The 24,798-nt window shown below is 57.6% G+C and carries 20 protein-coding genes and 1 pseudogene; 8 read left to right on the top strand and 13 right to left on the bottom strand.

The genetic code is table 11. The annotated features are described in order from the left end of the window. Positions 1-113: 113 nt before the first annotated feature. Both FOB72_RS17520 and FOB72_RS17515 read right to left on the bottom strand, forming a co-directional pair. Positions 114-479 (bottom strand): response regulator transcription factor, encoded by a 366-nt coding sequence (locus FOB72_RS17520; protein WP_150374026.1) that lies wholly within the window; start codon positions 477-479, stop codon positions 114-116. After that, positions 467-1,942 carry an ATPase domain-containing protein gene (locus FOB72_RS17515; RefSeq protein ID WP_150374025.1) on the bottom strand — a complete coding sequence of 492 codons (1,476 nt, stop codon included), beginning with the start codon at positions 1,940-1,942 and terminating at the stop codon, positions 467-469. The genes FOB72_RS17520 and FOB72_RS17515 overlap by 13 nt, the downstream gene beginning before the upstream one ends. 1,287 nt (positions 1,943-3,229) lie before the next feature. Here FOB72_RS17515 and FOB72_RS17510 point away from each other — a divergent pair. The 3 genes from FOB72_RS17510 (at position 3,230) to FOB72_RS32975 (ending at position 6,664) form a co-directional block, all read left to right on the top strand. Next, positions 3,230-3,529: a hypothetical protein gene (locus FOB72_RS17510; protein ID WP_150374024.1), complete on the top strand. Its 300-nt coding sequence runs from the start codon at positions 3,230-3,232 to the stop codon at positions 3,527-3,529. 878 nt (positions 3,530-4,407) lie between these two features. Then, the gene (gene nhaA / locus FOB72_RS17500) at positions 4,408-5,724 is read left to right on the top strand and encodes a Na+/H+ antiporter NhaA (protein ID WP_150374022.1); all 1,317 of its coding nucleotides are present in this window, start codon (positions 4,408-4,410) and stop codon (positions 5,722-5,724) included. Between the two features lie 79 nt (positions 5,725-5,803). After that, entirely contained in the window at positions 5,804-6,664 is an 861-nt protein-coding gene (locus tag FOB72_RS32975; protein WP_150374021.1) for a transglutaminase-like domain-containing protein, read from the top strand. Between the two features lie 119 nt (positions 6,665-6,783). On the opposite strand, the gene FOB72_RS17490 is transcribed toward FOB72_RS32975, so the two are convergent. Both FOB72_RS17490 and FOB72_RS17485 read right to left on the bottom strand, forming a co-directional pair. Continuing rightward, positions 6,784-7,044, bottom strand: a complete 261-nt coding sequence (locus FOB72_RS17490; RefSeq protein ID WP_150374020.1) for a hypothetical protein — start codon at positions 7,042-7,044, stop codon at positions 6,784-6,786. 192 nt (positions 7,045-7,236) lie between these two features. Beyond that, positions 7,237-8,448: an AI-2E family transporter gene (locus tag FOB72_RS17485; RefSeq protein WP_150374019.1), complete on the bottom strand. Its 1,212-nt coding sequence runs from the start codon at positions 8,446-8,448 to the stop codon at positions 7,237-7,239. 412 nt (positions 8,449-8,860) lie between these two features. Between FOB72_RS17485 and FOB72_RS17480 the strand changes: the two genes are divergently transcribed. Further along, positions 8,861-9,094, top strand: a complete 234-nt coding sequence (locus tag FOB72_RS17480; protein ID WP_150374018.1) for a hypothetical protein — start codon at positions 8,861-8,863, stop codon at positions 9,092-9,094. Between the two features lie 220 nt (positions 9,095-9,314). Here the strand turns inward: FOB72_RS17480 and FOB72_RS17475 are convergent, their stop codons facing one another. The 5 genes and pseudogenes from FOB72_RS17475 to FOB72_RS17455 form a co-directional block, all read right to left on the bottom strand. Next, positions 9,315-11,525, bottom strand: a complete 2,211-nt coding sequence (locus FOB72_RS17475; RefSeq protein WP_150374017.1) for an amylo-alpha-1,6-glucosidase — start codon at positions 11,523-11,525, stop codon at positions 9,315-9,317. Between the two features lie 17 nt (positions 11,526-11,542). Further along, entirely contained in the window at positions 11,543-12,622 is a 1,080-nt protein-coding gene (locus FOB72_RS17470) for a glycosyltransferase family 4 protein (protein ID WP_150374016.1), read from the bottom strand. A 164-nt stretch (positions 12,623-12,786) separates the two neighbouring features. Next, positions 12,787-13,956: pseudogene (locus FOB72_RS17465) on the bottom strand (zinc-dependent alcohol dehydrogenase). A 227-nt stretch (positions 13,957-14,183) separates the two neighbouring features. Beyond that, a complete protein-coding gene (locus FOB72_RS17460; RefSeq protein WP_150374015.1) occupies positions 14,184-14,648 on the bottom strand; it encodes a hemerythrin domain-containing protein in 465 nt (154 codons plus the stop codon). 366 nt (positions 14,649-15,014) lie between these two features. Beyond that, a complete protein-coding gene (locus tag FOB72_RS17455; RefSeq protein WP_150374014.1) occupies positions 15,015-15,893 on the bottom strand; it encodes a manganese catalase family protein in 879 nt (292 codons plus the stop codon). A gap of 318 nt (positions 15,894-16,211) precedes the next feature. Here FOB72_RS17455 and FOB72_RS17450 point away from each other — a divergent pair, with 318 nt between their 5' ends. Beyond that, positions 16,212-19,979 (top strand): chemotaxis protein CheB, encoded by a 3,768-nt coding sequence (locus tag FOB72_RS17450; RefSeq protein WP_150374013.1) that lies wholly within the window; start codon positions 16,212-16,214, stop codon positions 19,977-19,979. 15 nt (positions 19,980-19,994) lie between these two features. Here the strand turns inward: FOB72_RS17450 and FOB72_RS17445 are convergent, their stop codons facing one another. Continuing rightward, positions 19,995-21,110: an alpha/beta hydrolase family esterase gene (locus tag FOB72_RS17445; protein WP_150374012.1), complete on the bottom strand. Its 1,116-nt coding sequence runs from the start codon at positions 21,108-21,110 to the stop codon at positions 19,995-19,997. 49 nt (positions 21,111-21,159) lie between these two features. After that, the gene (locus tag FOB72_RS17440) at positions 21,160-21,585 is read right to left on the bottom strand and encodes a CopG family transcriptional regulator (RefSeq protein ID WP_150374011.1); all 426 of its coding nucleotides are present in this window, start codon (positions 21,583-21,585) and stop codon (positions 21,160-21,162) included. Positions 21,586-21,844: 259 nt separating this feature from the next. Here FOB72_RS17440 and FOB72_RS17435 point away from each other — a divergent pair, with 259 nt between their 5' ends. Next, the gene (locus tag FOB72_RS17435; protein WP_150374010.1) at positions 21,845-22,549 is read left to right on the top strand and encodes a Crp/Fnr family transcriptional regulator; all 705 of its coding nucleotides are present in this window, start codon (positions 21,845-21,847) and stop codon (positions 22,547-22,549) included. A 36-nt stretch (positions 22,550-22,585) separates the two neighbouring features. Here FOB72_RS17435 and FOB72_RS17430 read toward each other — a convergent pair whose 3' ends face one another. Together FOB72_RS17430 and FOB72_RS17425 are read right to left on the bottom strand one after the other, a co-directional pair. Beyond that, positions 22,586-22,837, bottom strand: a complete 252-nt coding sequence (locus FOB72_RS17430; RefSeq protein ID WP_150374009.1) for a DUF1488 domain-containing protein — start codon at positions 22,835-22,837, stop codon at positions 22,586-22,588. Positions 22,838-22,916: 79 nt separating this feature from the next. After that, positions 22,917-23,351 (bottom strand): phasin family protein, encoded by a 435-nt coding sequence (locus FOB72_RS17425; protein ID WP_150374008.1) that lies wholly within the window; start codon positions 23,349-23,351, stop codon positions 22,917-22,919. A gap of 251 nt (positions 23,352-23,602) precedes the next feature. On the opposite strand from FOB72_RS17425, the gene FOB72_RS17420 reads away from it, so the two are divergent. Together FOB72_RS17420 and FOB72_RS17415 are read left to right on the top strand one after the other, a co-directional pair. After that, positions 23,603-24,121, top strand: a complete 519-nt coding sequence (locus tag FOB72_RS17420) for a hypothetical protein (protein ID WP_150374007.1) — start codon at positions 23,603-23,605, stop codon at positions 24,119-24,121. Between the two features lie 76 nt (positions 24,122-24,197). Beyond that, a complete protein-coding gene (locus FOB72_RS17415) occupies positions 24,198-24,416 on the top strand; it encodes a DUF2188 domain-containing protein (RefSeq protein ID WP_150374006.1) in 219 nt (72 codons plus the stop codon). The last annotated feature ends 382 nt before the right edge of the window (positions 24,417-24,798 follow it).

Raw genomic sequence — 24,798 nt, 5'->3', positions numbered from 1 at the left:
CCAGGAAGATAGAGAGGACATAGCTTGCCTGTTGGCGGGCGCCCTTCGCAGCACCGGGGCACTCTTCGACGATAGTAGCCGACGCATCGACGCTTTCTCGCCCCGGAAACCAACTACGCGGACCTCGCCATCAGCTCCAGAAGCCTCGCGATCACGTGGCCTGGGGCGCAAGGCTTCTTGAACACCGCATCAAATAGGTCAGGGTGACGGTATCCGATTTCCGCCTGTGCGGCAGTGAGTAAGACCAGCGGTATTTTCGCGAGCAAAGAATCCGCGCGCATCGCCTTTGCCATCTCGAGCCCAGACATGATTGGCATCATGAAGTCGGTAATGACGGCGTCGGGCTTTTCCGCCGCGATGATTCGCAGCCCCTCCGCGCCGTCAGCTGCAGTGATTGTCCGGATGCCCTCCAATGCAAGCATGACAGCCAACGCATCGGCGTTGATAGTTTCATCGTCGACGACGACTACGGTTGCCATGGCTCGCGCCCGGATTTAAGTGGCTGGCCGGAGTCGGCGGCCAAAGGACACCCGAAAGGGCAATCGGGCGGAATCGCCAGCCGGCCGCCAATGCGCAACCCTCCCTGCCCAATGTGCACTTCGTGCAGCCCGTTGTCGAATACGCTGTCTCGCATCTTGACGATGTGAAACGAGCGCCGTAGTTCGCCATCGATTACGACATGCCGTAAATGCACCAGGTTTTCCATCAAGCTCGAGTACTCTGGCAGCGGCGTATGAGCAGATCCAGAACTGCCGCGCATTTCGAGTGAAACTACGGTTGTTGTGCCCATCTCTCGCAGCTCGGTCGTAAGAGCGGAGTAGAACTCGATCTGGCGGGCAGGATGGACCGCGGCGCGCTGGAAGCCCGCGATTCCGTCGATGAACAACCGCCGGATCCGATGTGTGCGGATGGTGTCGAGCAGTCTGTGCCCTAAGAAATCGAGCAGGTTCTCGCGCAACGGATTCCAGTAGACATGGAGCGCGCCACCGTGCTCAAGTGTTTCTATTGAGAGGCGAAGCTCCCGGGCCTTTATGCGGAGTCGTGTCGGGGATTCATAAAAACCGAAGAACAGCGCTGGATACTCGGGCGTAGCGGTGCTAACAAAGTTCAGACCAAATGTCGTCTTCCCACTCCCCGGAGGACCCATAAGGAGGGTAACGGACGGACCGAGAAGTCCTCCGCCTGATATCTTTTCGAATCCCTGGACTCCGCTTGCGACCCGCTCTTCGATACCGTGCGTCTCGTCATTTGATGTGCTACCTAGCGCCTCAAGGCGAGGAAAGACCTCGATGCCACCGCTTGAAATGGAGAACTGATGAAGTCCGGCAACACATGCGCTGCCGCGAGACTTTGCAACGCGAATCAGACGTACGCCGCGTATGCCAACCAATTCTTCCTCGAGTTGGAGCACACCATCGACCATCGTGTGCTCGAAACTTCCGGCTTCTGTCTGCGCACTAGTGAGCAAAAGCACGGTGCTGCCGATGAGAGCGGCATGACTCTGAAGCTCCGCGATAAACGTCTTGATCTCTGACGCCGCCGCGCCGCCATCCTTTGCCATTAGAAAGCCGTCCAGGATCAGCATGGTGCAGCGCTGACGAACGAGCTCGGTGCGAAGCGCTCGGATGAGCCCGGTCAATCCAGCTTCGCGGAGAACCTTGGACAAGCTGATATAGAGTATTTCCGTGTCGACGATCGATGCATCGTAGAAATCGAACGCCGAAAGTGACCGAAGAAGTCTGTCGTGGGATTCCGCGAGGAGAGTCACGTACAAGACCCGAGTTCCCTGCCGTGCCTGGAAGAAGGCCACTTGGTTGGCGAGTATCGTTTTCCCAGCCCCGGGGCTCCCCTGGACGATAAACGATGCACCGCGCAAGAGGCCTCCGCAGAGGATAGTGTCCAATCCGCGGATTCCTGTTTCTAGTCGATCGGATTGCGTCATGGTTCGATTCCCCTGGTCCCCTGCCAGAGGCAACGTTCATGCCACCGGGCGGCTACGTCTCGTGTTCCTAATGCTTGCTTTCTGGCGCAAAGGGGCTGGCGGATCAGGCTTTTCACTCAAAAGTTCCCGGCAACCCAAGGCCTGCAAATCGTGCGCGTGAAAATTGTGCCGGATATGCTGGTCTAGAAAATCGGGAAGTGAATCATAAGAAAAACGATGAACCCTTTTGATCATTCTCTCGCATTGGAAAACCACTTGCTGCCAAGATCGATCGTGCACTAGCAGATAGGGAGGGATTGCTTGGTGCGTCTCGCGCAAAGCCTGGATGCCCGTCTCTATCCGAACTAGGACGTCCCAGTCTGCCGGAAGAGACTGAATGAGATGAACCTCCACCACAGCCTCAGAGGTCGTTGATCCGATCAGGAATCGATGAAACATCATGGAAGCCTCCGTCAGAGTTCCGTTCGGCAGAGGGTGGTGTAGCGCGCAGGCCGCCGCAAACGATGCTCGATCATTCTCCGAATTCTTCAACGACGGTAGCCGCTGGCGTCCTACATGGGCATCAATTTCAGTCGTAAGTACTGGCGTCTCAAGCGAATGAGGCGCGCGACGCGCCTACCCATCTTTGCAATCGTCAACCGGACGTACCGAACCTTTCTGCAAACGTACAGTTTGGACGGGACGGTCACCATCGGGGAGGTCTGCGATATCCGCACACCGCAGTCGAACGAGCTGCCTGTCGTGACTGTATCTTCGGAATCGCTGCCCTAGCGGGAATAACAATCACGCCGCTCCCCGCAGAGCCAGGGGGCTGAGCACGATGCGCTGAACGCTCTAAGGGAATGTCTGGACCGTCAGGCACCCCACACGGCACGATCATTGCGCTAGGGGATCATTGCGCTAGGGTCTACACCTACGGCCAACCGGCCGTCGTCATAAGTGGGCACCGTTCTGCGATCGCCGCGAAGACCTTAATTATCCCGGCATCCTTCTCGTTAGGAGCCATCACCAGAATGGAAGACTATGCCGCGCTGTCAGGCTTGTCGCGAGCAAATTGGATCGCCTGGACATCGGCCACCACAACTCGCAGTTGTCATTCGCATGCACCGGTCAAAGCAGCGCGTAGCCAGATTATCTGATTTCGGGATGTAGGCAATGCGGTCAACGTCCGATATTGATCTGCGACAGCTGCGACTCGCCGAATTACTGCCAGGTAGTCTTGGCAGACCATGAGAATTTCGCCGCGAACGAGGCCGTCGCCTCCAGGGGAGAATCATCGAACAAAGTTTGTCGATCAAGACTGAAACGACCTTCGAGGGCCTTGCAACGTTGACCCGGCATGTTGTCGCTGGGTCAATCAAAGGCGAGCTGCACCCGGGATTCGTTCGGTCAATAGCGAAGCGCATTGCCAAGGAGTACGACGAAATGCTCCGCTTCGAACGCAATGGGGAGGATCTGGGCGAGGTCGTGGCCGCAACGGACATGTTGAGAGGCATCATAGGGTCTCACGAGGGCAAGACCTTATCCAGCGCACTTAGTGGCCTCCGCCCTTCCGATGCCGGCGGGATCGAGAAAGCCAACATCTAACTGATGGCGGACGCCATCAAATTTTCGAAAGCGACGACCGTACTGGAGCTCTCATGAAAAATCCATGGATTAAGAAGAACCCTTTTATGAGTATGTGGCTGAGCCAGGCCAATCGGGTTTCGAGTAGCGCGCGCGGGCGAATCACTGCCGAGGCGAAACGTCAGAGTGTGACAGCGGCTACCGAAGCCGCTACGCAGGTGACCAAATTCTGGACCGCGGTACTCGCGCCCAAGACTCTGAAGCCTAAACGGCGCACGAAGACCTGAAACGGGTCAGGCCGATCTCTTACTCGCCACATCCTTGTTCATAGTAGGACGCTGAGCATTACCGGCGGGGCTTGCGGGAACCTTTGGCTTCGGCGGCGGTTTTGGCCTCTTCGCCTCCCGCGCATTTCGCGGCTGACGCGTTGCGATCACGGAACCTCAGCAGACGTCATTCGTGTCTCAAGCACACACACGCCCTCTGCACCGCAAAATGAGGGGTGATTTCAGAAGTCACGTTCGGACGCCAGACAACGTCGCAGTCCACGCCTTGACTCAACGCGGATGAAGAAAGCGCCAACCCTAGATTGCCGATGATGCAGACGGCGCTCCTCGCCCACCGGCGTGATACCCCCACTTTTTCTGACCCCAAATACGCGGAGCCTCGCGAGGAAGTAACACTTCGGCTATGACGGCTGTGCATTCGTCGTGCGCTGCTTGGTGGCACGAATGTCGCAACTATGTCCGCGTCAGCGATCGTTCGCTGTTACCAATCAAACATCCTGGTCGCGTTCGTTCTCACGTCGGCGACTCGGCGAAAGCCGACCCCGGCGACGGCTTTTCGCATCGTGGTGATGAAGCAGGCATGGTCCGCTGCACCCTTAACGGAAGAGAGGGATGAACGAAGATATTGGACACCTCCCGCGGGAGCTGGCAGACCACTTCACCGGCCCATTCATGCGCTTTCTTCGCATTGAAGCGATGGCCGGGGCTGTGCTCTTCGTTTGCGTTGTCGTTGCGCTTTCCCTAGCGAACTCCGGATGGGCCTCTCAGTATTTCTCACTTTGGGAGACGCGCTTTGGCTTCTCATTGGGGAATCTCGAATTCACCCGCTCGATACAGCACTGGATCAATGACGGCTTGATGACTCTGTTCTTCTTTGTCGTCGCGCTGGAGTTGAAGCGAGAAATGGTGCTCGGAGAGCTCCGCGACCTCAGGATCGCGGTGATGCCTCTGGCCGGCGCCTTCGGCGGAATGATATTTCCTGTGGCAATCTTTCTGGGCTTGGTAGGTGACAACCCTAGCGCGGGAGGGTGGGGGACAGTGATGTCCACCGACACTGCTTTTGTGATCGGTTGCCTCGCCCTACTCGGGCGTCGTATCCCCGAAAGCCTGCGACTGTTCCTGCTGGCTCTTGCCATCTTCGACGATATTGCAGCGATCGTCGTGGTCGCTGTCAGCTATAGCGGCGCTTTGCAGTGGTTGCCACTAGCTCTTGCGTCATCCGGTTTTGCGGTTGTTCTGGGAGCAGCGCAAGTTGGGATTCGAAGCTTTCCGTTCTACTTTGTGCTCGGCGTAGCAATCTGGCTCGCAGTCGATGCGTCAGGCATTCATGCCACTTTGACCGGCGTAGTCTTAGGATTGATGACCCCTGCACGTAGCTGGGTCAGTGATGATCGCCTACACGCCATCCTCGACAGGGTAGTCGCCTATCCCCCTGGGCGGCATTGGAGCGGCGATACGGCGGGACGACGAGACCTGCAACGTGCGGAAGTGGCAACTCGGGAAGCAATGTCTCCTATCGAACGGCTCGAAATCGCCCTTCACCCCTGGATCGCTTTTGCTGTCATGCCAGTGTTTGCGTTAGCAAACGCGGGCGTTACCTTCGTTCCCGCTACGGTGGATCCCGCACTCGCGACCGCTATCTTCCTTAGCTTTGTGGTGGGCAAGCCCGTAGGAATCGTCGTGTGCTGCGCACTATTCGTAGAACTGGGGCTCGCCCATCGGCCAAACGATCTTCCCTGGCCGATCCTGGCAGCAGGCAGCGTGCTAGCTGGCATCGGATTTACCATGGCGCTGTTCATTGGGGGGCTGTCGTTTAGCCCCGAACTGATAGGCTCGGTGAAGGTTGGCATCTTGGCCGCTTCGCTGATCTCCGCGTCGATTGGAATGCTGGCGTTGAGGTTCCTGTTTGCGGCGCGAAGCTCAACGTGAGCGAAGATCTAGATGGCGTTCAGCACCGGGCGAGGAACGGGACTCGGGAACCAGACTCGCTCACTTAAGGGGAAGCCAGATGAATCGACTTCAATACACTGTGCAACTTTCTTACAACGTTAAGGATGCTTGGGCGGACTTCATTCTTAATATTGAAGCGGCGAATACTGCTCGGCAGTCCGTGGTATTCGAACGAATGGAAGTTCCGCCCTCAGTCATAGCGAGCCGTTATACCGATCCTGTCTTGTGCAATCGGCTGCTGAGGCTGAGAGTCCCCAGAGGACCCTTCACGGTAAGCTACGAGGCCGTAGTAAACATCGACCACGCGCTCGACGAGACCGAATCGTTAGCTGAGATCCCAGTTGCGGAACTTCCGTTCGAAGTTCTCAGGTACATAACCCCCAGTCGCTACTGCGAATCGGACCGTCTCATGGAATTCTCGATGCGTGAGTTCGGCACCATGCGCCAGGGATATGCCCGCGTCTACGCGATCCGAGAATGGGTCCGAAATCACGTCCGCTTTCTCTCGCATTCAACTAACGAGCGGACATCGGCCTTGGATACTGTTGTCGAACGTGCCGGCGTTTGCCGCGACTACGCGCACCTGATGATAGCAATCTGTCGTGCGCTGAGCATTCCCGCACGCATGTCAAGCAGCCTGGACTATGGAGCAGACACCAGAAGAAGCCCATCTGACTTTCATGCGGTGGTGGAAGTCTATCTTTCTCACCGATGGTACCTGCTAGATCCGTCCGGCATCTCGATCCCAACCGGATTGCTACGCATCGGCACCGGCGTTGATGCCTCCGCCATGCCATTTGCCGCAATCTTTGGTAGTGTGGATTCTGAGCGTCCTCAGGTAACCGTCCAAGCATGTGTCGATTTGCCCGCTGGAATCGAGATGCCGGTTTTCACAGCAAAGGCCATCTCCACCTGGTAACACCGCCCCGGCTTCGTGCTGGCGTCGTTATAGCTAGCGAGTTCAACGTTCTGCGTTCGTCGATTGGCTCACACGGGCAGAGCCTTTCGCGTCTGCGGTTTCGCTACACCGCCGACGCTTCAGATTACGTCCTTCTGTTGCGGGAGTAAGCCCAGACTGAGGACGACATCCACCGCAGCTCGGCCGCCAAGCTCTGCAACGAGATAGGCCCAGCGTCGGCTATATGGGCCAGCGAAGACTTTTGTACGTTCCCCAATCGACTTCGTACCTTGCGACGATGCCGGCCCCTCGATCTGAAACCATACATCAAACATATCCTTAGCTACGTTCTCGAGCTCGACGCGAATGCCGAAACCGCGATACTCTGTTGTCCGTTCCATGACATCATCTCCTAGCCACTGAACTACCGCAGGAAGCCTCGGCACTGCCACCCTCACGACTGAGACTCCCGCTTGCTTGCCGCTATCTGTCCCGCAATAGTCGTACCAGAGCGTACTCGCACCTCGGGCGGATTCGGGGGACTCATGCCCGGATAGCGCATCCTTTGCCGATGCCATGTCCGACAAACCGACTCAGCGCCTCGTGAGAAGATAACGAGGCTGGCCCAGGTCCACCTGCTGGTGAAGCGAGCCTTGCAACGAGGGTTTTGCGTACACGCCACCAACTTCGGATGGCGTCAGTTCATCCAGTGACCCTGCATAGGCACCGCGGTCGTCCTGCGACAGAGTGGTGGTCGTGCTGGTACTGAAGCTGGTCAAGTCCCAGGCTGCGATGAAGAGGGCCGCGATGAGCGGCCCGATGACGAAACCGTTGAGTCCAAAAAGCGCCATACCGCCCAGCGTGGCAATCAAGATGACGTAGTCCGGCATCTGGGTGTCCTTTCCGACGAGAATCGGTCGCAGAACGTTGTCCACCAGGCCAATGACCAGCACACCGAATCCCAGCAGGATAAATCCGCTCACCAGTTCTCCTGTCAGCAAGAAGTAGATCGCGACCGGAGCCCAGATGAGTGCCGCCCCAATCGCTGGGAGAAGCGACAGCACCGCCATGAGCGCGCCCCACAGAAGGGAGCCCTGGATTCCGAGCACTCCAAAAATCGCTCCGCCCAGGACTCCCTGTGCAAGCGCAACCGCGATGTTGCCTTTGACTGTCGCGCGAACCACCGTGGTGAACTTGCGAATGAGATGCTGCTGATGTGATGGGCTGAGTGGTGCGACAAGCTGCAGCCTGAGCGACAGCGCCGGGCCATCGCGCAACAAGAAGAACAACAGGTAAAGCATGATCCCGAACCCGATCATAAGGTGTACGGCGTTCTGGCCGATGCTCAAGGCGCGCGTGGCTAAGAATTGACTTGCCTGCATCACGCTCGCACTTAGCTTGTCCTGGATGTCTGAAACACCTCCGATGTCAAAGCGCAGCAATGTCGCTCGCACAGACTGTGGTAGCGCTTCGAAGGCTTGCTGAAAGTAGACGCCAAAGTCGATCTGACCTACTCGAATTTTCTCGTACAGATTTGCGCCTTCATCCACCAATGAGATTGTGACGAGAGAGAGTGGCAGGATGACCAGCACAAGTACAAGTAGCAGCGTCAGCAGTGCCGAGATGGTTCGTCGGCCGTGAAGGCGCTTAACGAGGCGCCGCTGGACCGGCGCAAAGATGACGGCGAGCACCGCGCCCCAGAACACTGCTCCATAGAAAGGAAGCAAGAGCCAGAAGAAGGCAATCGTCACCACCCCCAGCAGAATATGGAACGATTTCTGATGCATGCCGCTCGGATGACTCATGGACGATGCCCCTTCATTAGTCTGAACACCAACGCAAGCTCTGTACCCAGCCCACGTTGATGCTTCACGAGCTCAGTTACCCCGGCCGGAAAATCACTAGCGTCCCGCTACGGGCCTTGAGATTCCCTTGGATGAGCGGATCTCGTCCACTATCCGGGCAACCAGAAGGGCATCGAACCGGGGAGGGCAACGCACCGTCGGTCCACCGATTACTACAAGAAGAAGGTTCGTTACCGGTACAAATACGAGAGATGTGGAACTGGTCAATGGCCGTCGCTTTTGAGGAAGACTCTCCACAGCATGACCATGGCTCGTCGCGGATTCTTTTCTTTCTGGGAGACGAACGTTCCCAAGTTGGTACGCGCCTTGCGACTACCCTCATGTGGCATTCAGCCACGACAAGGAGTTCATCATGGCACAGCAACCTGGACAGAATCAGCAGCAGGGCAAGCCGCAGCAACCTGACGAAGTTGACGGCGCAAAGGACAAGAGCGGGGCGCTCCCAATTCAGGAGCAGGACGAGCAGGGAACGCAGCCAGAAGAGGAGGAGGGCGGTACCGATGCGCAGCTCGAAGACGATGACAAGAAAGAACAACGCGAACCCCAGCAAACCGCTGGCCGCGAAAAAGGCGATCAAAGCGTGTAATGCGCGCCCCTATGCAGAGGCGGCAAAGCATATGACTGTCGCTGCCCCGGATTTCCTACGGTGAGCGGGCCTCCTCTGTAGCAGGGATACGCGCCCATGTGCCATGTTCTGATTTGCCGTTCGTTTTCGCACCAGGCGCGTCACTCGTGACGCGCCGATAGCGAAGAACAGCAGACGGAGAAGGGCGGCTACGCCCGCCCTTTTCTTTAAGCGGGACGAATTAGGTTCGCGTCAGCACCCGGACTTCACCTCGGCGTGCCATCACATCAACGACCACTCGACCGCCCATACGGCGGATCGCAACATCCGCACTCCCATCGCCGACACTCAGGTTGCCGAGAAAGACTTCATCGAGGAATCCGGGCAGGGATGGTGCATCGAAGGTGATGACAGGCCCGTGCGGATCAAAGTCCAAGCCGAGACAAGCCTGCAGAAGCAGAAGTGGCGCCGCAGCTGCCCAAGCTTGTGGGGCGCATGCCACAGGGTAAAAGGTCGGGCCTTGGCTGCGCTGGCGAGGAAATCCGCAAAAAAGCTCTGGCAGACGGCGTTGATCGATGTATCCAGAGGCTGCGAACAGGCCTTCGAAGATTCGCCCAGCCTCGCCATGATAGCCATAACGGGCCATACCTGCCGCAATCAGCGAATTGTCGTGTGGCCACACGGAGCCGTTGTGATAGCTCATAGGATTGAAGCGCGGCGCATCTGTGGATACTGTCCGAACTCCCCAACCACAAAAGCTCGTGTTGCCCATCAGCTTGGCGATGACCGATGGCACGCGATCAGGCCGTGCGATACCCGTAAAGAGTGCATGTCCCGCATTGGAGGTGCTCACCCTGCACGGGCGCTTGTCCCCATCGAGAGCAAGAACGTAGGTCCCCAGCTCTGCGTCGTAGAATCGCGCGTCGAAAGCCTCGCGTAGTGCTTCAGCCTTGGAAGTATAGGTTGCAGCCCCCGACGTGTCTTGAAGCGCCGCGCAGATTGCCGCAGCAGCTAGCCATGCACCGTAGACATATGCTTGCACTTCGACGAGGGCGATAGGGCCGGGGGCGAGCTTGCCGTCCGCGTGGAACACGGAGTCGCGACTATCCTTCCACCCTTGATTGATGAGGCCATCCGGCGATTGTCGGCCATACTCAACGAGCATATCTCCGTCACGGTCGCCATATTCCGTGATCCAGTTAAGAGCAGCGAGAATATTCGGCCATAGCGCGGCGATGGTCTTGACGTCTCCCGTTCGCTGCAGGTACGCGCCTGCAAGAACCACATACAGAGGCGTGGCGTCGACACTCCCATAATAAAGGCCGAACGGAACCTCCCCAAGCAGCGCCATCTCACCGTGGCGTGTCTCGTGCAGAATTTTCCCTGGTTCTGCGTCAGCCTTGTGGTCAACGAACTTAGCCTGTTTCGCTCCGAGGTATTGCAGTACACCCCGTGCGAGATGAGGGTCCATCCATAGTGTCTGCAAGGCAGTAATGATCGCGTCGCGCCCGAAGGCCGTACTGAACCAAGGGATCCCAGCATACGGATACAAGCCGTACGGCGTATTGGTCAGCAGCATATGCAGATCGGACACACTGCGACGTGCCAGTTCGTTGAACATCTCGCTGGACGAAGTGACGAAAGCCTCGGGGCGACACATACGTTGCAACTCTCGCCGGGACTGGCGCAATGCCATCAGAAACGTTCTTGGCCCTGTGGGCTCTTCAGAGAGCGATGCACATCGAATCTCGACACTGAGTCTTTGCGCCGACATCGGCTCAAGCATCAACTCATAACTCGCGCAGTCTCCGGTCATGTTAAGCGGGACTGGATGAAAGCTCACCTGCGTAGTTCGGACAACGTTGTCCAGGCCGGTGTAGCCCAAGGTTGCCGTTTCTTCGGACATCTTTACCGCATGCAATGTTCCCCGACGCGGGCGCAGAGCTCCACGCACCTCAAAGAGGTCGGCAAAATCGGTATCGAAGCTTATGTCGAATCGCACGCGACGGGGATACTCGTCAAAATTCCGCACGATAATGCGTTCGTAGCACGTGCCATTCCAGAGGAATCGGGTGCGGCGTATATGAATCAAATCGCGCTCCAACCTCAGATTTCCTTCCACGTCCGATAGATCGGGATTGGTGAGATCACAGGTCAATGCCGAGTTGTCGTCGCTCAAGGTGGAAGACAGCAACATGGGTCGGGCGCCGTCGAGCGTAAGTTGTAGGAAAGACAGATGGCGCGTATCTAAGTGGTACAACCCTTCAGGGCTGCCTAATGCGCCAACCGCGTCGCCGTTATGATCGAACAGCCCGAAAGTATCTCCGTGCTTCAGCGTCCGCGGCCGGCGCTCTTGCAAGGAGGCCGACGTAGGAATATAAAACTGTGCAACATGGGGGGCACCTTTGACCAGTGCAGCATTGGCGAGCCGGGGGGGCGATTCTAAAGGCATGGGATTCTTGTCCCTCATTAGGCGAGCACGAGTTCATCGGGCGCATCGCGCGGCGCATCGCTGGTATCGGATAGTGACAATTGCCGATAGATTCGAACGTAATCGCGAGCCATCCGCTCGACAGTGAAACGGGCCTCGAACGCCGATCGGACAGCTGCGCGCGGGAGGTCTGGAATCTTTCGCACGGCGGCAACTGCCTCCTCGACTGTCCGGACGATATAGCCAGTTACACCGGGATCAACGACCTCGCAGACAGAGCCGCAGTCGAACGCGATCACCGGTGTGCCGCACGCCATCGCCTCGATCATTACCAGTCCGAAGGGCTCTGGCCAGGCAATCGGGAAGAGCAGGGCAGAAGCATTCCCTAGAAACTCTGCTTTCTCGTGCTCGTTGATCTCACCGATGTATTCCGCCTGGGGATACGCCGCCAACAGCGGCTGAATGGTGCTCTCCCAATAGGCGCGGTCTACTTCGTCGATCTTTGCGGCAATCTTGAGGGGAAGACCGGCTTTCGCCGCGATGGCGATAGCATGATCAGGGCGCTTCTCCGGCGAGATGCGGCCTAGAAACGCAAGGTAGCCACCGGCGGGTTTTGCACGGTACGCCAGCAGCGCACCCGGGATGCCGTGGAGAACAGTGCCGGCCCAATTCACCGCCGGCATCGGCGAACGCTGCGCGGTGGACACGGACACCAATGGGAAGTTCGGAAAGTGAGCGTAGAAGGGCGAAATGTCCGGGAGGTCAAGACGTCCATGCAGGGTCGTGACAAACCCAGCAGGCACCTGCCGCATCAACGGGTAATGCGTCATGTCGATGTGGAAGTGAAGTATGTCGAAGTCCCCGGCTCTAGCGGCTACCTCATCGAGCATCATCATGTAATACGGCAGCGGGTCTCGCATTCGAACACCCAGTCGCAGCGCAACATCACAACTCGAAACGAGTGCCGCGTGGGTAATAGAGTCCCCGCTAGCGAACAATGTCACTTCGTGGCCTTGCCTAACCAACTCTTCCGTCAGATAGGAAACAATCCGCTCCGTCCCGCCATAGAGGCTGGGGGGGCAGCGCTCAGCGAGGGGCGCGATCTGTGCAATTCTCATGGCAACTCCCTTGGTCTGGTTGTAATAACGCAGGCAAGGTATCCATGACAGAGCCTGGGTGATGAAACGATTAGACAACGAACGTCGCTCAGAAGAACGAGACGGCTACTACTACAGTAGGCTACCGAGGGGGGAATTGCTTCCCCGGCGGCCTTGAACGCCAGCTACATCGAAATAACCGCCTTAATGCAACCATCTTTCTTGTCGCGGAACGTCTTATACATCTCTGGTTCCCTGCTCGAGCGCTATCCGATGCGTGATGACAAACGACGGGTCGATCTCCCCTTCGACAATCCTGCGTAACAAGTCGTCGGTCCAGCGGTTCACTTGGGTCTGACCTGTTCGTATCGTTAGCCCCTTGTTCATGATCGCGCCCATAGGGAATTTGTCGACCATTCCGCCGTACACGCCCGGAATCGACAGTACTCCTCCTGGCCGACAGACGTATGCCATTTCGCGTAGGACGTGCGGGCGGTCCGATTCCAGCATCAGTGCCTGCTTCACACGGTCATACATGGAATCCATGGAGGCGGACGTATGCGCCTCCAGCCCGACCGCATCAATGCACTTATCTGGGCCCTTACCGCCCGTCTGTTCGTTGAGTGCATCCACCACGTTGACATGATCGAAGTTCAATGCAGTGGCGCCGATTTGCTCGGCCATTGCCAGACGCTCGGGGACGCGGTCAATCACGATCACCCGACCTGCGTTGAGCATCAACGCACTCAGCGCCGCGAACTGCCCGACGGGGCCGGCACCCCATACCGCTACCAATTCTCCCGGCTGGATATCGCACTGCTTAGCGGCCTGCCAGGCCGTGGGAAGGATGTCGCCGAGAAGAAGCACTGACTCATCGATGATGCCCTCCGGAATTACGACAGTTGCGACATCGGCGTAGGGCACGCGCACGTACTCAGCCTGACACCTGAATACCCGCCAGTGAGATGGGTATAGCCAAACAGACCGGCCGCTGTGTGCCCGAAGGCCTTATCAGCGGTATCTTTATTGCGATTGGTCCGTTCGCACAGGGAAAAATTGCCGCGGCGGCACTGATCGCACTCCCCACAAATGATGGTGAACGGGACGACCACGCGATCACCAACCTTCAGGCGATGGTTCTCCGCGCCTACATCCACAACCTCGTCCATGAACTCATGGCCGAGGATGTCACCGCTCTCCATGCCGGGAATGAATCCATTGAACAAATGGAGGTCCGAACCGCAGATCGCACAGTTTGTCACCTTCACGATCGCATCCCGCGGATGCTCGATGCCCGGATCGGGAACCGTGTCACAGCGAACATCATGCTTTCCATGCCAGCAGAGTGCCCTCATGTCAGTCTCCTCGGTGTCGCCCCATGCTGGGACTTACCTCTCAACGCAACAGTCGTTCCACCACCTAGCGACGGCGCACATCTCCCTGGCCGAAGACAAAAAAAGCCCGCTACTGGGCGAGCAAAAGTAAACGGATATCGAGCCGGCAGCTCGCAGCCCTCAGGGCTTGAGAAGCTTGTCCAGCGCGATCAGTTGCGGCGTCCGTCGGCTACCCAATTCGGGAAATATCAAGCGACTTCGCCCATCAGCGCGAGCTTACGTTGCTCAAGCTGTGCGGCCATCTCGCGCAAATCGATCTTCGCCTTGATCACCGCCTGGAACAGTTCGCCTTCCTCCTCCTCGACGTGATGGCCAACGTATTCGGTAAGCACGGTGTAGTTGGCTTCCAGCATGTCGGACTCACCCGATTCGATCGCGGAGACAAGATTTTTAGCCACGCCATGCTCGACTTCCGCCTCATCCAGCATGGCATCAATCTTATCGGACTGGCCTTGGAGTCCGGGGTAGAAGATCTCTTCTTCGATCCGTGCATGTACAGTCAACTGACGGCATGTCTCTGCCGCGATCGACTGTCTTTCCTTGTCATTGCCGGTGCTATTGAATTGCTTGAACAGTTTTCTAACCGCACGATGGTCGTCTGCAAGCATGCCGAGGACGGCTCGTTGTTCGGCCGGTATCTTCGATTTATCCATGAAGGATCCTTGTGGGTTGGTAGAGATTTTTGCCCTGGCTTCCGTAGACGTCGCCGGCGTGCCGGACGTGCTGCCAGTGGCAGTGAAGCTGACCTACTGAGGTCTCGCGTGATTCGGGACTGTCTGTACTACTCGACAGTTAAAAAGGCCTACGTCCGGCGGGGGAGAGAATGCGCCTCAGGATGTTTTCGAGTCCGGGGATACTATCCGGCGAAACAACGGCTGCAGAGGGCAAGCGCACCTGCGACGACCACGCCCAGGCCGAGACCCATTCGAAATGGTGTTCTATGCCAATGCCAGCATGCCGATTCGAACAGATGCATGGTGTTTCCAGTCAATGGCTCAGGAAGGGCCACATGGAGCCCATCACTTCTGCTCTGCCAACGCGCCGACGGCGCCAAGTTCTGCGCCAGTCATCGGTTCCGATTCGGGATCTGACTTTCCGCGCGCGGCGAAGCGCATGACAGCCTCTTGCTCATCCGCGGAAAGCTTGACGGAAGCTGTGCCATCCCCGCCATCGACAGCCGGCTCCGGATCCTCCACGTACGCGAAGGTTTCGTCGCTATTCCACGGCCCACGTTGATCGTCGTTGGACATGTTGTAATAGATCGTCGCGAACCGCGCATCGCCTGGAAGCTTTCCGGGCGGGAAGTTCGGCGAAATCGAGTAGAGCGCCTTCTCAAACGACTTCTGATGGGCGATCTCGCGTGTCATAAGAAACCCGAGTGCCTCCTTGATGCCGGGATCGGTTGTGACGTTCATCAGCCGTTCATAGACAATCTTGGCGCGCGATTCCGCAGCGATGTTTGAGCGTAGATCAGCCGTGGGTTCGCCGATACTGTCGATGTACGCAGCGGTCCATGGAACACCAGCCGAATTCACCAGCGCCGGGCCACCGCCAAACAGCAACTGGGTGACATGACTGTCGTTTCCTGCGCCGGTCATGGATCGATAGAGATCCGCTTCGCTCTGCACACCTTCGGCAAGTTCGCCTTTGGCGCCCCTGTTGAGCATGGCAATGATTGACCCCACGATCTCAAGGTGGCTTAGTTCCTCGGTGGCAATGTCGAGCAACATATCCTTTCTCCCCGGATCCTCCTCCGCCAAGGCCTGCGTAAAGTACCTGCAGGCGGCAGCAAGTTCCCCCTGAGGACCGCCAAACTGCTCGAGAAGCAGGTTAGCGAGGCCCGGATCGGCCTGTGAGACACGAACGGTGTACTGCAAACGCTTGTTGTGAATGAACATTGTGAACCTCTGTGATCGCCCTGCGAAACGCAAGGCATTCACTGAAGCGCAATCATCGTGCCCGCCAGCCATGCTTTCGAAAGGTGATCCCAACCGCGTCGAAACCCTCAATAAGCGTCGCATAGGCGACCACCTCGCAGAGCTTGCCGACTTTCGTCTTTCGATATTGCACATTGCGTCGCCGAATTGGGTACAAATTTGCAGTAATGGGAGGAGCTCAGGGGCAGCGCCCACAACCGAGGCGTATGATCAGGGAAGACCTTAGTGCGGCGAGACGTGATTGGTGGCGTGGGTATCGTACTGGCACAGAGGACACTCATGGCGACTAGCCTGTCCGCGGATTCTGCAGAACCGACGCCTTCCTCGATTCCGCTCGTTGGTATTGGCGCATCAGCTGGCGGACTAGAGGCGCTGTCCGACTTTTTTGGCGCGCTTCCTGGCGACACTGGTGCGGCGTTCCTGATCGTTCAGCATCTTGACCCGTCCCACGAGAGTTTGCTGCCCGGAATTCTGGCCACGCGAACGGAAATGGAGGTGGTCGAAGCGGTTGACGGAATGCAGTTAGGGATCAATCGCGTCTACGTAATTCCGCCCAACGCCCGAATGTTCGTGAATGGCTGGAAGATTCACCTCGAGCCGGGTGGCAACACGCTGGGCCCTCCGATGCCAATCGACGATCTGTTCGACTCGCTGGCGGCGCATGAAGGTCAGAACGCCATCGGCGTCGTGCTTTCGGGTGGAGGCTCGGACGGCGCGTTGGGCCTGCGTGCGCTGCAGCGGGAGGGCGGAATTACGTTTGCGCAGGACGAGGAATCCGCTAAATTCTCCAGCATGCCGCGGGCGGCCATTGCCACTGGTTGCGTCGACTTCGTTATGAAGCCGCAAGAGATCGCGGCGGAGATCGGACGTATCACAGCCCTCCCGATCCGGCGGGTTGGAGATGATGTTTGTACAAGCCTAGAAGCCGATTCGGGAGGCCCCGCCCTCCGGCGCATATTCTGGCTCTTACGATCGGCCTGCACGATCGACTTCACCCATTACAAGCGCGGTACTGTCGAGCGCAGACTCGCGCGTCGTATGGCTTTGCGCCAATTGACATCGCTAGCCGACTATCGTGCAGTCCTTGAAGAGGATACAGCCGAGGCGCTGGCGCTGGGTCGTGATCTACTCGTCCGCGTAACCGAGTTCTTTCGGGACCCGAAGACATTCGACACCCTGGTACACACCGTTTTGCCCCGCATTCTCCGCGAGACAGGCGCAAACCGGCCCATTCGAATCTGGGTGCCGGGATGCGCGAGCGGGGAAGAGGTCTATTCGCTTGCCATTTGCCTGGCGGAGTATCTTGGGCCCCAACTTTCGGAAGCCTCAGTACAAATATTCGGCACGGACGTCAGCCTTGAGGCGCTGGAAGCCGCTCGCACCGGACGCTACATAGAAAATATTGCGCGCAACGTCTCGGCCGAGCGCCTGAGCCGCTATTTCGTGCGCGAAGGCGAATACTTCCGCATCGACAAGTCCTTACGGGACATGTGTACCTTTGCGCGTCACAACGTCGCCGAGGATCCCCCGTTTTCGCGCATGAGCCTGGTGAGTTGCAGGAACCTGCTGATCTACCTCGATCCGGTGCTACAAGCTCGCGTGCTGCCTCTCTTTCATTATGCGTTGCGCACTGAAGGCGTCTTGATGCTCGGCCCTTCCGAAACTGTCGGAGCGTTCTCCGAGTACTTTGGCGTTCTGGAAGACGCTAGTTCCAAGGTCTACATCCGAAAACCACGACCTACTATTCAGCCGTCGTTGCCGGACACAATCGCAGCCCGACCCCATGGCGGAGCAAATCGACATGGAACTTCCACTCGTGAACAAACGCAGGAAACGCAACTCCGCACAGAGGCCGACCGGCAGGCTCTCGGTCGCTACGCGCCCCCCGGTGTGGTATGCGATAGCGACCTCAATATCCTTATGTTTCGCGGCGATACAAGTGGGTGGCTATCTAATCCGGAAGGTCCTCCGAGCATGAACCTTCAAAAACTCGCTAGGCCGGAGATTTTTCTGGCCGTTACGGAAGCGATCAATAGAGTACGCCAGAGCGGTGCGCCGGCTCGTCGGACAGGATTGCGGGCCAATCTTGCTGGCAGCGACTGTGCGGCCAGCATTGAAGTGCGTCCCGTAAAGCTATCGGGCACTGATTCGCGCTGGTTCCTGGTCTTTTTCGAGGGACACATCTACCCTCCGGTCACGCAAAGAGGATTTGCAGATGCACCTCTCAGGGCGTTGATCCTACAGTTACTGCAGCAGCGTGTTGGGCCGCAATACGCCCGTACCCGCGGGGGCAAAGATGAGGAGATCGCCCGGCTGACAAGCGAGCTTGCCGCAACCCGTGAGCGTCTCAGAGCGGCGCTGGAAGAGCACGAGAGCGCCCGCGAGGAACTCAAGTCCAGCGAGGAAGAACTGCTATCTAGCAACGAGGAGTTCCGCAGCACGAACGAGGAGCTGGAGACGGCGAAGGAAGAGCTCCAGTCGATCAATGAAGAACTCTCGACCACCAATGAGGAACTGCGCTATCGGGTGCGAGAGCTCAAGGATCTGCACACCGATGTCGCCGGGGCCAGAGACTTTGCGGAGGGTATCATCGAGACGACGGCACAGCCGATCCTCGTGCTCGATGGGGGCCTTCGCGTAAAGCGAGCCAACGCGGCTTTCTACCAGATGTTCGCCACGACTGTTGAGAGCACTGCGGGCTCCCGGCTATACGCACTGGGTAACGGCCAGTGGGATATTCCGGCGCTACGCGAACTGCTCGAGAATGTACTTCCCCGACATTCCGCGGTTCGCGATTACGAGATCGTTCACGCTTTCCCGCGAATCGGCCTGCGCACCATGCGACTAAATGCGCGCAGGTTGGACTGGTCAGGGCAGGGCTCGGTTCTCCTGACGATTGAAGATGTCACCAGGCAGCGAGCGGATTTTGCCCGGCTGCAAGAAGCCGATCGTCAGAAAGATGAATTCCTGGCTATGCTTGGACACGAGTTGCGCAATCCACTTGCCGCAATTCGCAGCGGGCTACTTGTCTGGCAGCGCGGTACCGCCGACGCCGTGACCGTTCGGCAGGTGCAAGAATCGGTGCAGCGACAACTGGACCACGAGATCGGCCTCGTCGACGACCTTCTCGATGTCTCGCGAATCACCCGCGGCGTGATCGTCGTTAGGTCTGTCCAGATAGATCTAGCGGAACCTGTGCGACACGCAATCCAGACCCTTCGTCCGCTTGCGGATCTGCAACGGCATGAGCTGACCCTTAGGCTGCCGCCGGGCTCGCTGATTGTCAAAGGAGATCCTCTACGGCTCGAGCAGATTGTTAGCAATCTGCTGGCAAACGCCATCAAGTACACCCCAGATGGCGGCCATATTGCCCTCACGCTGGAGCGCCAGGGCGATGAGGCGGTTATCACGCTGACCGATGACGGTATCGGAATGAAGAAAGAGCTTCTTTCACCGATTTTTGACATTTTCGTACAGGCGGACTCGCCTGCGGATCGGAGACAGTCGGGCTTGGGGCTCGGACTCGCGCTGGTGCGCAAGCTAGTTGAACTGCACGGTGGCACCGTCCATGCGACGAGCCCAGGGCTGAACCAAGGCAGCACGTTTGTCGTACGATTACCTGTGTTGCCCCACGGAACATTGGCCGATCGCCATTCGAATCCCGTTGAGCCAGCGAGCGAACCTACGAGTCGCCGAATATTGCTGGTGGATGATAACAATGATGCCGCGCAGAGCGCGGCCGCTCTTTTGCTCCTGGATGGGCACGAGGTACGTGTTGCCGCCGATGGAACTGCGGCTCTTGCGTCGGTAGAAGAGTTCCGTCCGGAAGTGATCTTGCTCGATATTGGTCTGCCTGATATGGACGGCTATGAAGTGGCGCGCCGGATCCGCGAAATGCCGGAACAAACCAGCGTGCTCGTGGTTGCACTGAGCGGCTATGGCCTTCCTGCGACCGGACACCACAGGCAGGGCGCAATCGACCACTACATGGTCAAACCCGCGGATTATCAAAAGCTAAACGCATTGATCAGCCGCGGTCGTCAATAGCGGTTAAAGCAGATATCAGCGGGGCAAGGGATGCGCGAGGAAAAATCGCAGCATTTCCGCACTGGCGTCTGGTCCCTTGGGGTCAGTGTAGGAACCGTCAGTGCCGCCCCCCGACCACGCGTGACCGGCGCCATGGATCAGCCAGTATTCGGCATCCACACCGCCCGCCGAGCTAATCTTCTCGCGGGTATATCTGCGGCCGGTTGTGGCCCTGTTCCTTTCCGTGTCCTTGGGCTGTCCTTGTTGATACGGCTCCATCAGCCTTGCCCCGTTCGACGGATGCACCGTGTGATCTGCATCGCCATGGAAGACGATCAGGGGACGTACCGCCTTCACTGGTTGAGCCACGCCTCGCTTTGAAGGTCCAACTCCTTTGCCGCCGTTCATCGCAGCTAGCGCAGAGGGTAGGTCGTGCGCGCTTCCGGCCGGAAGCCCTGAGTGAACGCCTCCTGCCGCGAAGAGATCTGGATAGGTGTGGACCATCACAGCTGCCATTGCGCCACCGGCGGAAAGCCCGGCCACATATACCCGACTTCTATCGATACGGTGAGCCGCCATAACCTCACGCGTGATACCAGCAATGATGGAAGGCTCTCCCTGATCCGCTCGTTGATCACCTGGGCGAAACCAGTTCCAGCATTTCGAGGTATTGGCGGCGGGAGATTGAATCGGATACACCACCACAAAGCCAAGATCGTCCGCAAGGTTGTTCATACGGGTACCGGCGGCAAAGTCGTTGGCGTCCTGTGTACATCCATGGAGCATAACGACGAGCGGCATTGGCTCCGCCCGAGCGTCGGCCGCCGGCACGTACACCTTGTATGAGCGCTGCCCGGCCTGGTTGGCAAAGTTGTGTTGGGAAAAATGCCCAGTAGCGACCGCGTGTGGAGGGACACTCGGTTCAACGACGGTCGTCACGGGTTCTGCCTTGTCCAACTGCGGCCTCTCGTCAGTCAACAGCGACTCCACGATTTGCGCAGGCATCGGTGCGCTGTGCTTGCCGAGGCCGAGATCGGTCGAGTGGTGGCCGAGCGCGCGCTGGATTGCAGTCGTCGCCTCCATCGGGCCTGCCGTTTTCAGCAGGTGCATGGCCTCGCGCATTGAGGCGAGGAAGGCGTCGTTCATCTTCATTGTGATGCTCTCCAATCTGGCGAACCAGGTGCGGCGTAATTACCGCGAACTACCGTATGCGTCCCGCCAACGCCGCTTTTACCGCCGGTGATGCGTGAAAGACGCCCAAGACTTCGACAGAGGCGACAGTTGCAGTCGCCAGGTCAGGACTCACGTCCGATGCAATGCTGGCCAAGCCAAGTACCTGGATAGCGAGCTTCTGTTTGGCTTCCAGGATCGCCTCCAGATCTCGCTTCGAGAAATGATGCAGCCCCAGTACCAGCTGACGCCGTATCACCGTTTCCTGGATGGCCTGCGCGTGGACGGCCAACTGATTTCGGATGGCCGTACGGATGAGGTCGGTTCTGTTGGAGTAGAAGCCTTCGGCCACCAGCAAATCGATTTGCCCCAAGTCCACCGGTCCTAGGTTGATAGTGATCTTCTCGGTGTCGCCACCCTTAGGCTTATCCACTAACGCGTATGCTTTATTAGTCATTTTTCTCTGTGCCGCTGTCGAATCTCGAAGGGAGGATTTTTATTCACATACCGTCAGATGCCATCCCACAGCCATCCTCATACCGTCCATATGGATGTTATAGGGGTTGTGATACGGCAAGTCAAGGGCAGGTTAGGGAAGCTTTGTGGGCACTTGTCTCAAGTCGGCGACTGCCTATAGTTGGATTGGAAGTATCGAGAATTTTTGTCCTCAGAAGGGCTGTCCCGACCAATCTCGGTACTCCCAAGAAGAGACAGCTATGGCGATCACCCCGATGTCCAATCGCTTACTTGCCATGCTCCCGGCAGCTGATAAGGCGCGTCTTTACCCACATGTGGAGTTGGTGGAACTCCCATTGGGTCACGTTGTGTACGAATCGGGGGACCAGCTACGATCGGTCTACTTCCCGGTCGACTCGATCATTTCGCTGTTGTACGTAATGGAGGATGGAGCGTCGGCGGAGATCGCAATTGTCGGCAACGAAGGAATCGTTGGTATTGCCATCTTCATGGGCGGGGAAACGACGCCAAGCCGTGCAGTCGTGCAGAGCGCGGGGCATGCATACCGCATGGGCGCCATGATATTGAGGCAGGAGTTCCAGCGCGGGGGGCCGATGCAGCAACTCTTGTTGCGGTACACCCAGGCACTCATCACGCAGATGGCACAGACAGCAGTTTGCAATCGCCATCATTCCATCGACCAGCAACTCTGCCGATGGCTGCTTTTGAGTCTGGACCGGTTGCCGACAAACGATCTGACGATGACTCAGGAACTCATCGCAAACATGCTTGGCGTGCGACGATCGGGAGTGACTGAGGCTGCGCTGAAGCTACAGGCTGCAGGCTTGATCCGCTACAGTCATGGTCACATCGCCATTCTTGACCGTGCGGGGTTGGAAGAGCGCGTCTGCGAATGCTATGCCGTGGTGAAGCGGGAATTCGAACGACTGCTCCCCGGCAGCTAAAAAACCGAAAACACATCTCGCGCCATTTTATACGCCTTATCCGATGACGTAGGTGTTGCGTGGGTCATCGGTGTAGATCTCATGCGCCATCCCGTAAATCTGCTCGCGGTATCGGTCAAACAAAGCCAACTGTCGTTCTTCATCAAGCGAGAGATCCTTTGCCAAGTGCGCCAGGAACACACCGGAGACCTGGAACGATACTTCGCGCGACTCGTCATAACCCCAAAAGCGAACACAGTTGCGCGAAGCATCGTAGCTTCTACTGGGGTTCGGAAAGTTCAAAGCCATATAGTCTCCTCACAGCTCTGCCAAGCCACATCACCGTTGCCGTGATGTCCGCGTACCAGCCGCCAAGCGAGGCGGCGGCTCATCTGCCAAGTTTGCCGGTCCCTCTCATAAGCCCTTTCGCGGCGTCGATGTTCTGGTCCGCGCGCCGTGTCATGACCGCCAGCGCTTCGGATTGCGATTTTTGAGCCATTTCCGCCATCTCTCTCATGTTCTTGAACGCGGTATGGAGGCGCTGCTGCACCAGTTCACTTTGCTGCGTCACTGTCCGGAAACCCTCAGTGCCCGCTACAGCATTCGGAATCTCGGCCTGGATCTGCTGGATCGTCTTATTGAAGATATCCAGCTGTTTCTGGACCAGCATCTGCATCCCTTCATAAGCGACCCTGTTTGCCTGGGTGATAGCCTCGATATCCTTTCTGCGCGCGTCGATGATAGACGCCATGTCCACACCGGGCAGCTTGTACTGTTCGAGTATGGTAGTGAAATCGGTCGGTGGTTTGGGTGACGTAGCCATGGGGCACCTCATTCTGAATAAACAAGCAAAAAAAATGATTCCTCGATTGCGAATGATGATGTCATGGAGGCAACGAAAATTCGGTACGGTGACGGACAATGACTAGGGCTTTTTTCGGAGCCGTACGACACCGGACAGACCGGTGAGCGTATTACCTATAACGTGTTGATAGGTTGCGAGTCGCGAATCTTCTATCGCACCCCTTCCACGGCAATCTCGATGGAAGCCACGTTTCTAAACTGGGGCACATCATGCGCACGCTACTCTATTTTCGTATCAAGGATCTCGCCATGGCGCGGCTGGCGCGAACTGCGCTCCGCGGCATTGCCGGCAGTTCCAACTTGATCGGCGGCCCATGGTTCTCGCAAAACGGAGACCAGCCGGTGGAAGAACTTCCCACAGTCGACAAGGCCCACACCTCCTATCGAGAGGAACTTGCGGTTTCCGGGATTCTTATCGGCTCAGTCATCGGCGCGGTGACAGTCTATCGATTCGGAGCCTCGGCCGATTCGGCAAACAACTTCATGGCTTACTTGGGCGCAAGTACCTTCGGTGCCATGATCTTCTGGTGGATTGGTGGTTTGCTTGGTGGACAGATTCCTCGCTTCAGCCTGTCCCGGAAGCAAACAGACGTAGCGCCGAAGGAAATTCTGATGGTTACCAGCTGCGACTCCGCATCCAAGGAAGTCACGAAACGAATCGTCCACGAGCTCGGCGGTGTAAGCATTGACGAACATAAGGACCTTATGCCGAACTTTCGCTGGGTATAGGCACCTCATGGGCAGCGCCTGTGCACCAAGGACTGGCTGACGCTTCACACCCTAGCCCAAAGGTAGGAGGTCGAACATGAATGCGAATGTCCATATCACACCCGCCGGGGATTCGTGGGCTGTGCAAGTCGAGGGGGGAGGTGTGCGCACCCTCTTTGCCACGCAGCATGAAGCCATTCGCGCCGGGACAGAGCGAGCGCAGCGCGAACATGTCGAGCTTCTCGTGCATGGTCTGGATGGCCATATCCAGACCCGCAAATCCTTTGAGCATGACCTGCGCAACCAGAAAGACTAAGCTGGGTCGCGATCACATCGATTGGCATATCGACAAACTGCCTCGGGCCTACCCGTCGCTCGACTTGCGGATCGCTACACGATCAATCTGCGACGCTTATCCTACCGTGTTTGCTTGATGTCGATTTGCCCAGGCTGACGCGGAGGCGTACCTAGCCCCTCGTCATACATCGGCGCGTCTTGCTGATCTTTATCGGGACGCCTCTCGGCTGGCGGCAACTCGGGAATGTTCTTCTCTTCGCGGGGCTTTGGGGTCTGAGTCATCACTGTACCTCCAGTAGGTCTGCCACGGCGCGAGCACCGACGCTGCGTGTTGCACGCCTGCTTGGAGGCTGCATGCACAAACCGAGCCACACGGCCTTGATCGTTACGCAAGCATGTCG

This window comes from Cupriavidus pauculus (assembly GCF_008693385.1).
GTDB lineage: Bacteria > Pseudomonadota > Gammaproteobacteria > Burkholderiales > Burkholderiaceae > Cupriavidus > Cupriavidus pauculus_D.
Note: the sequence above shows the minus strand (reverse complement) of the source record. Positions and strands in the feature narration are given on the sequence as shown.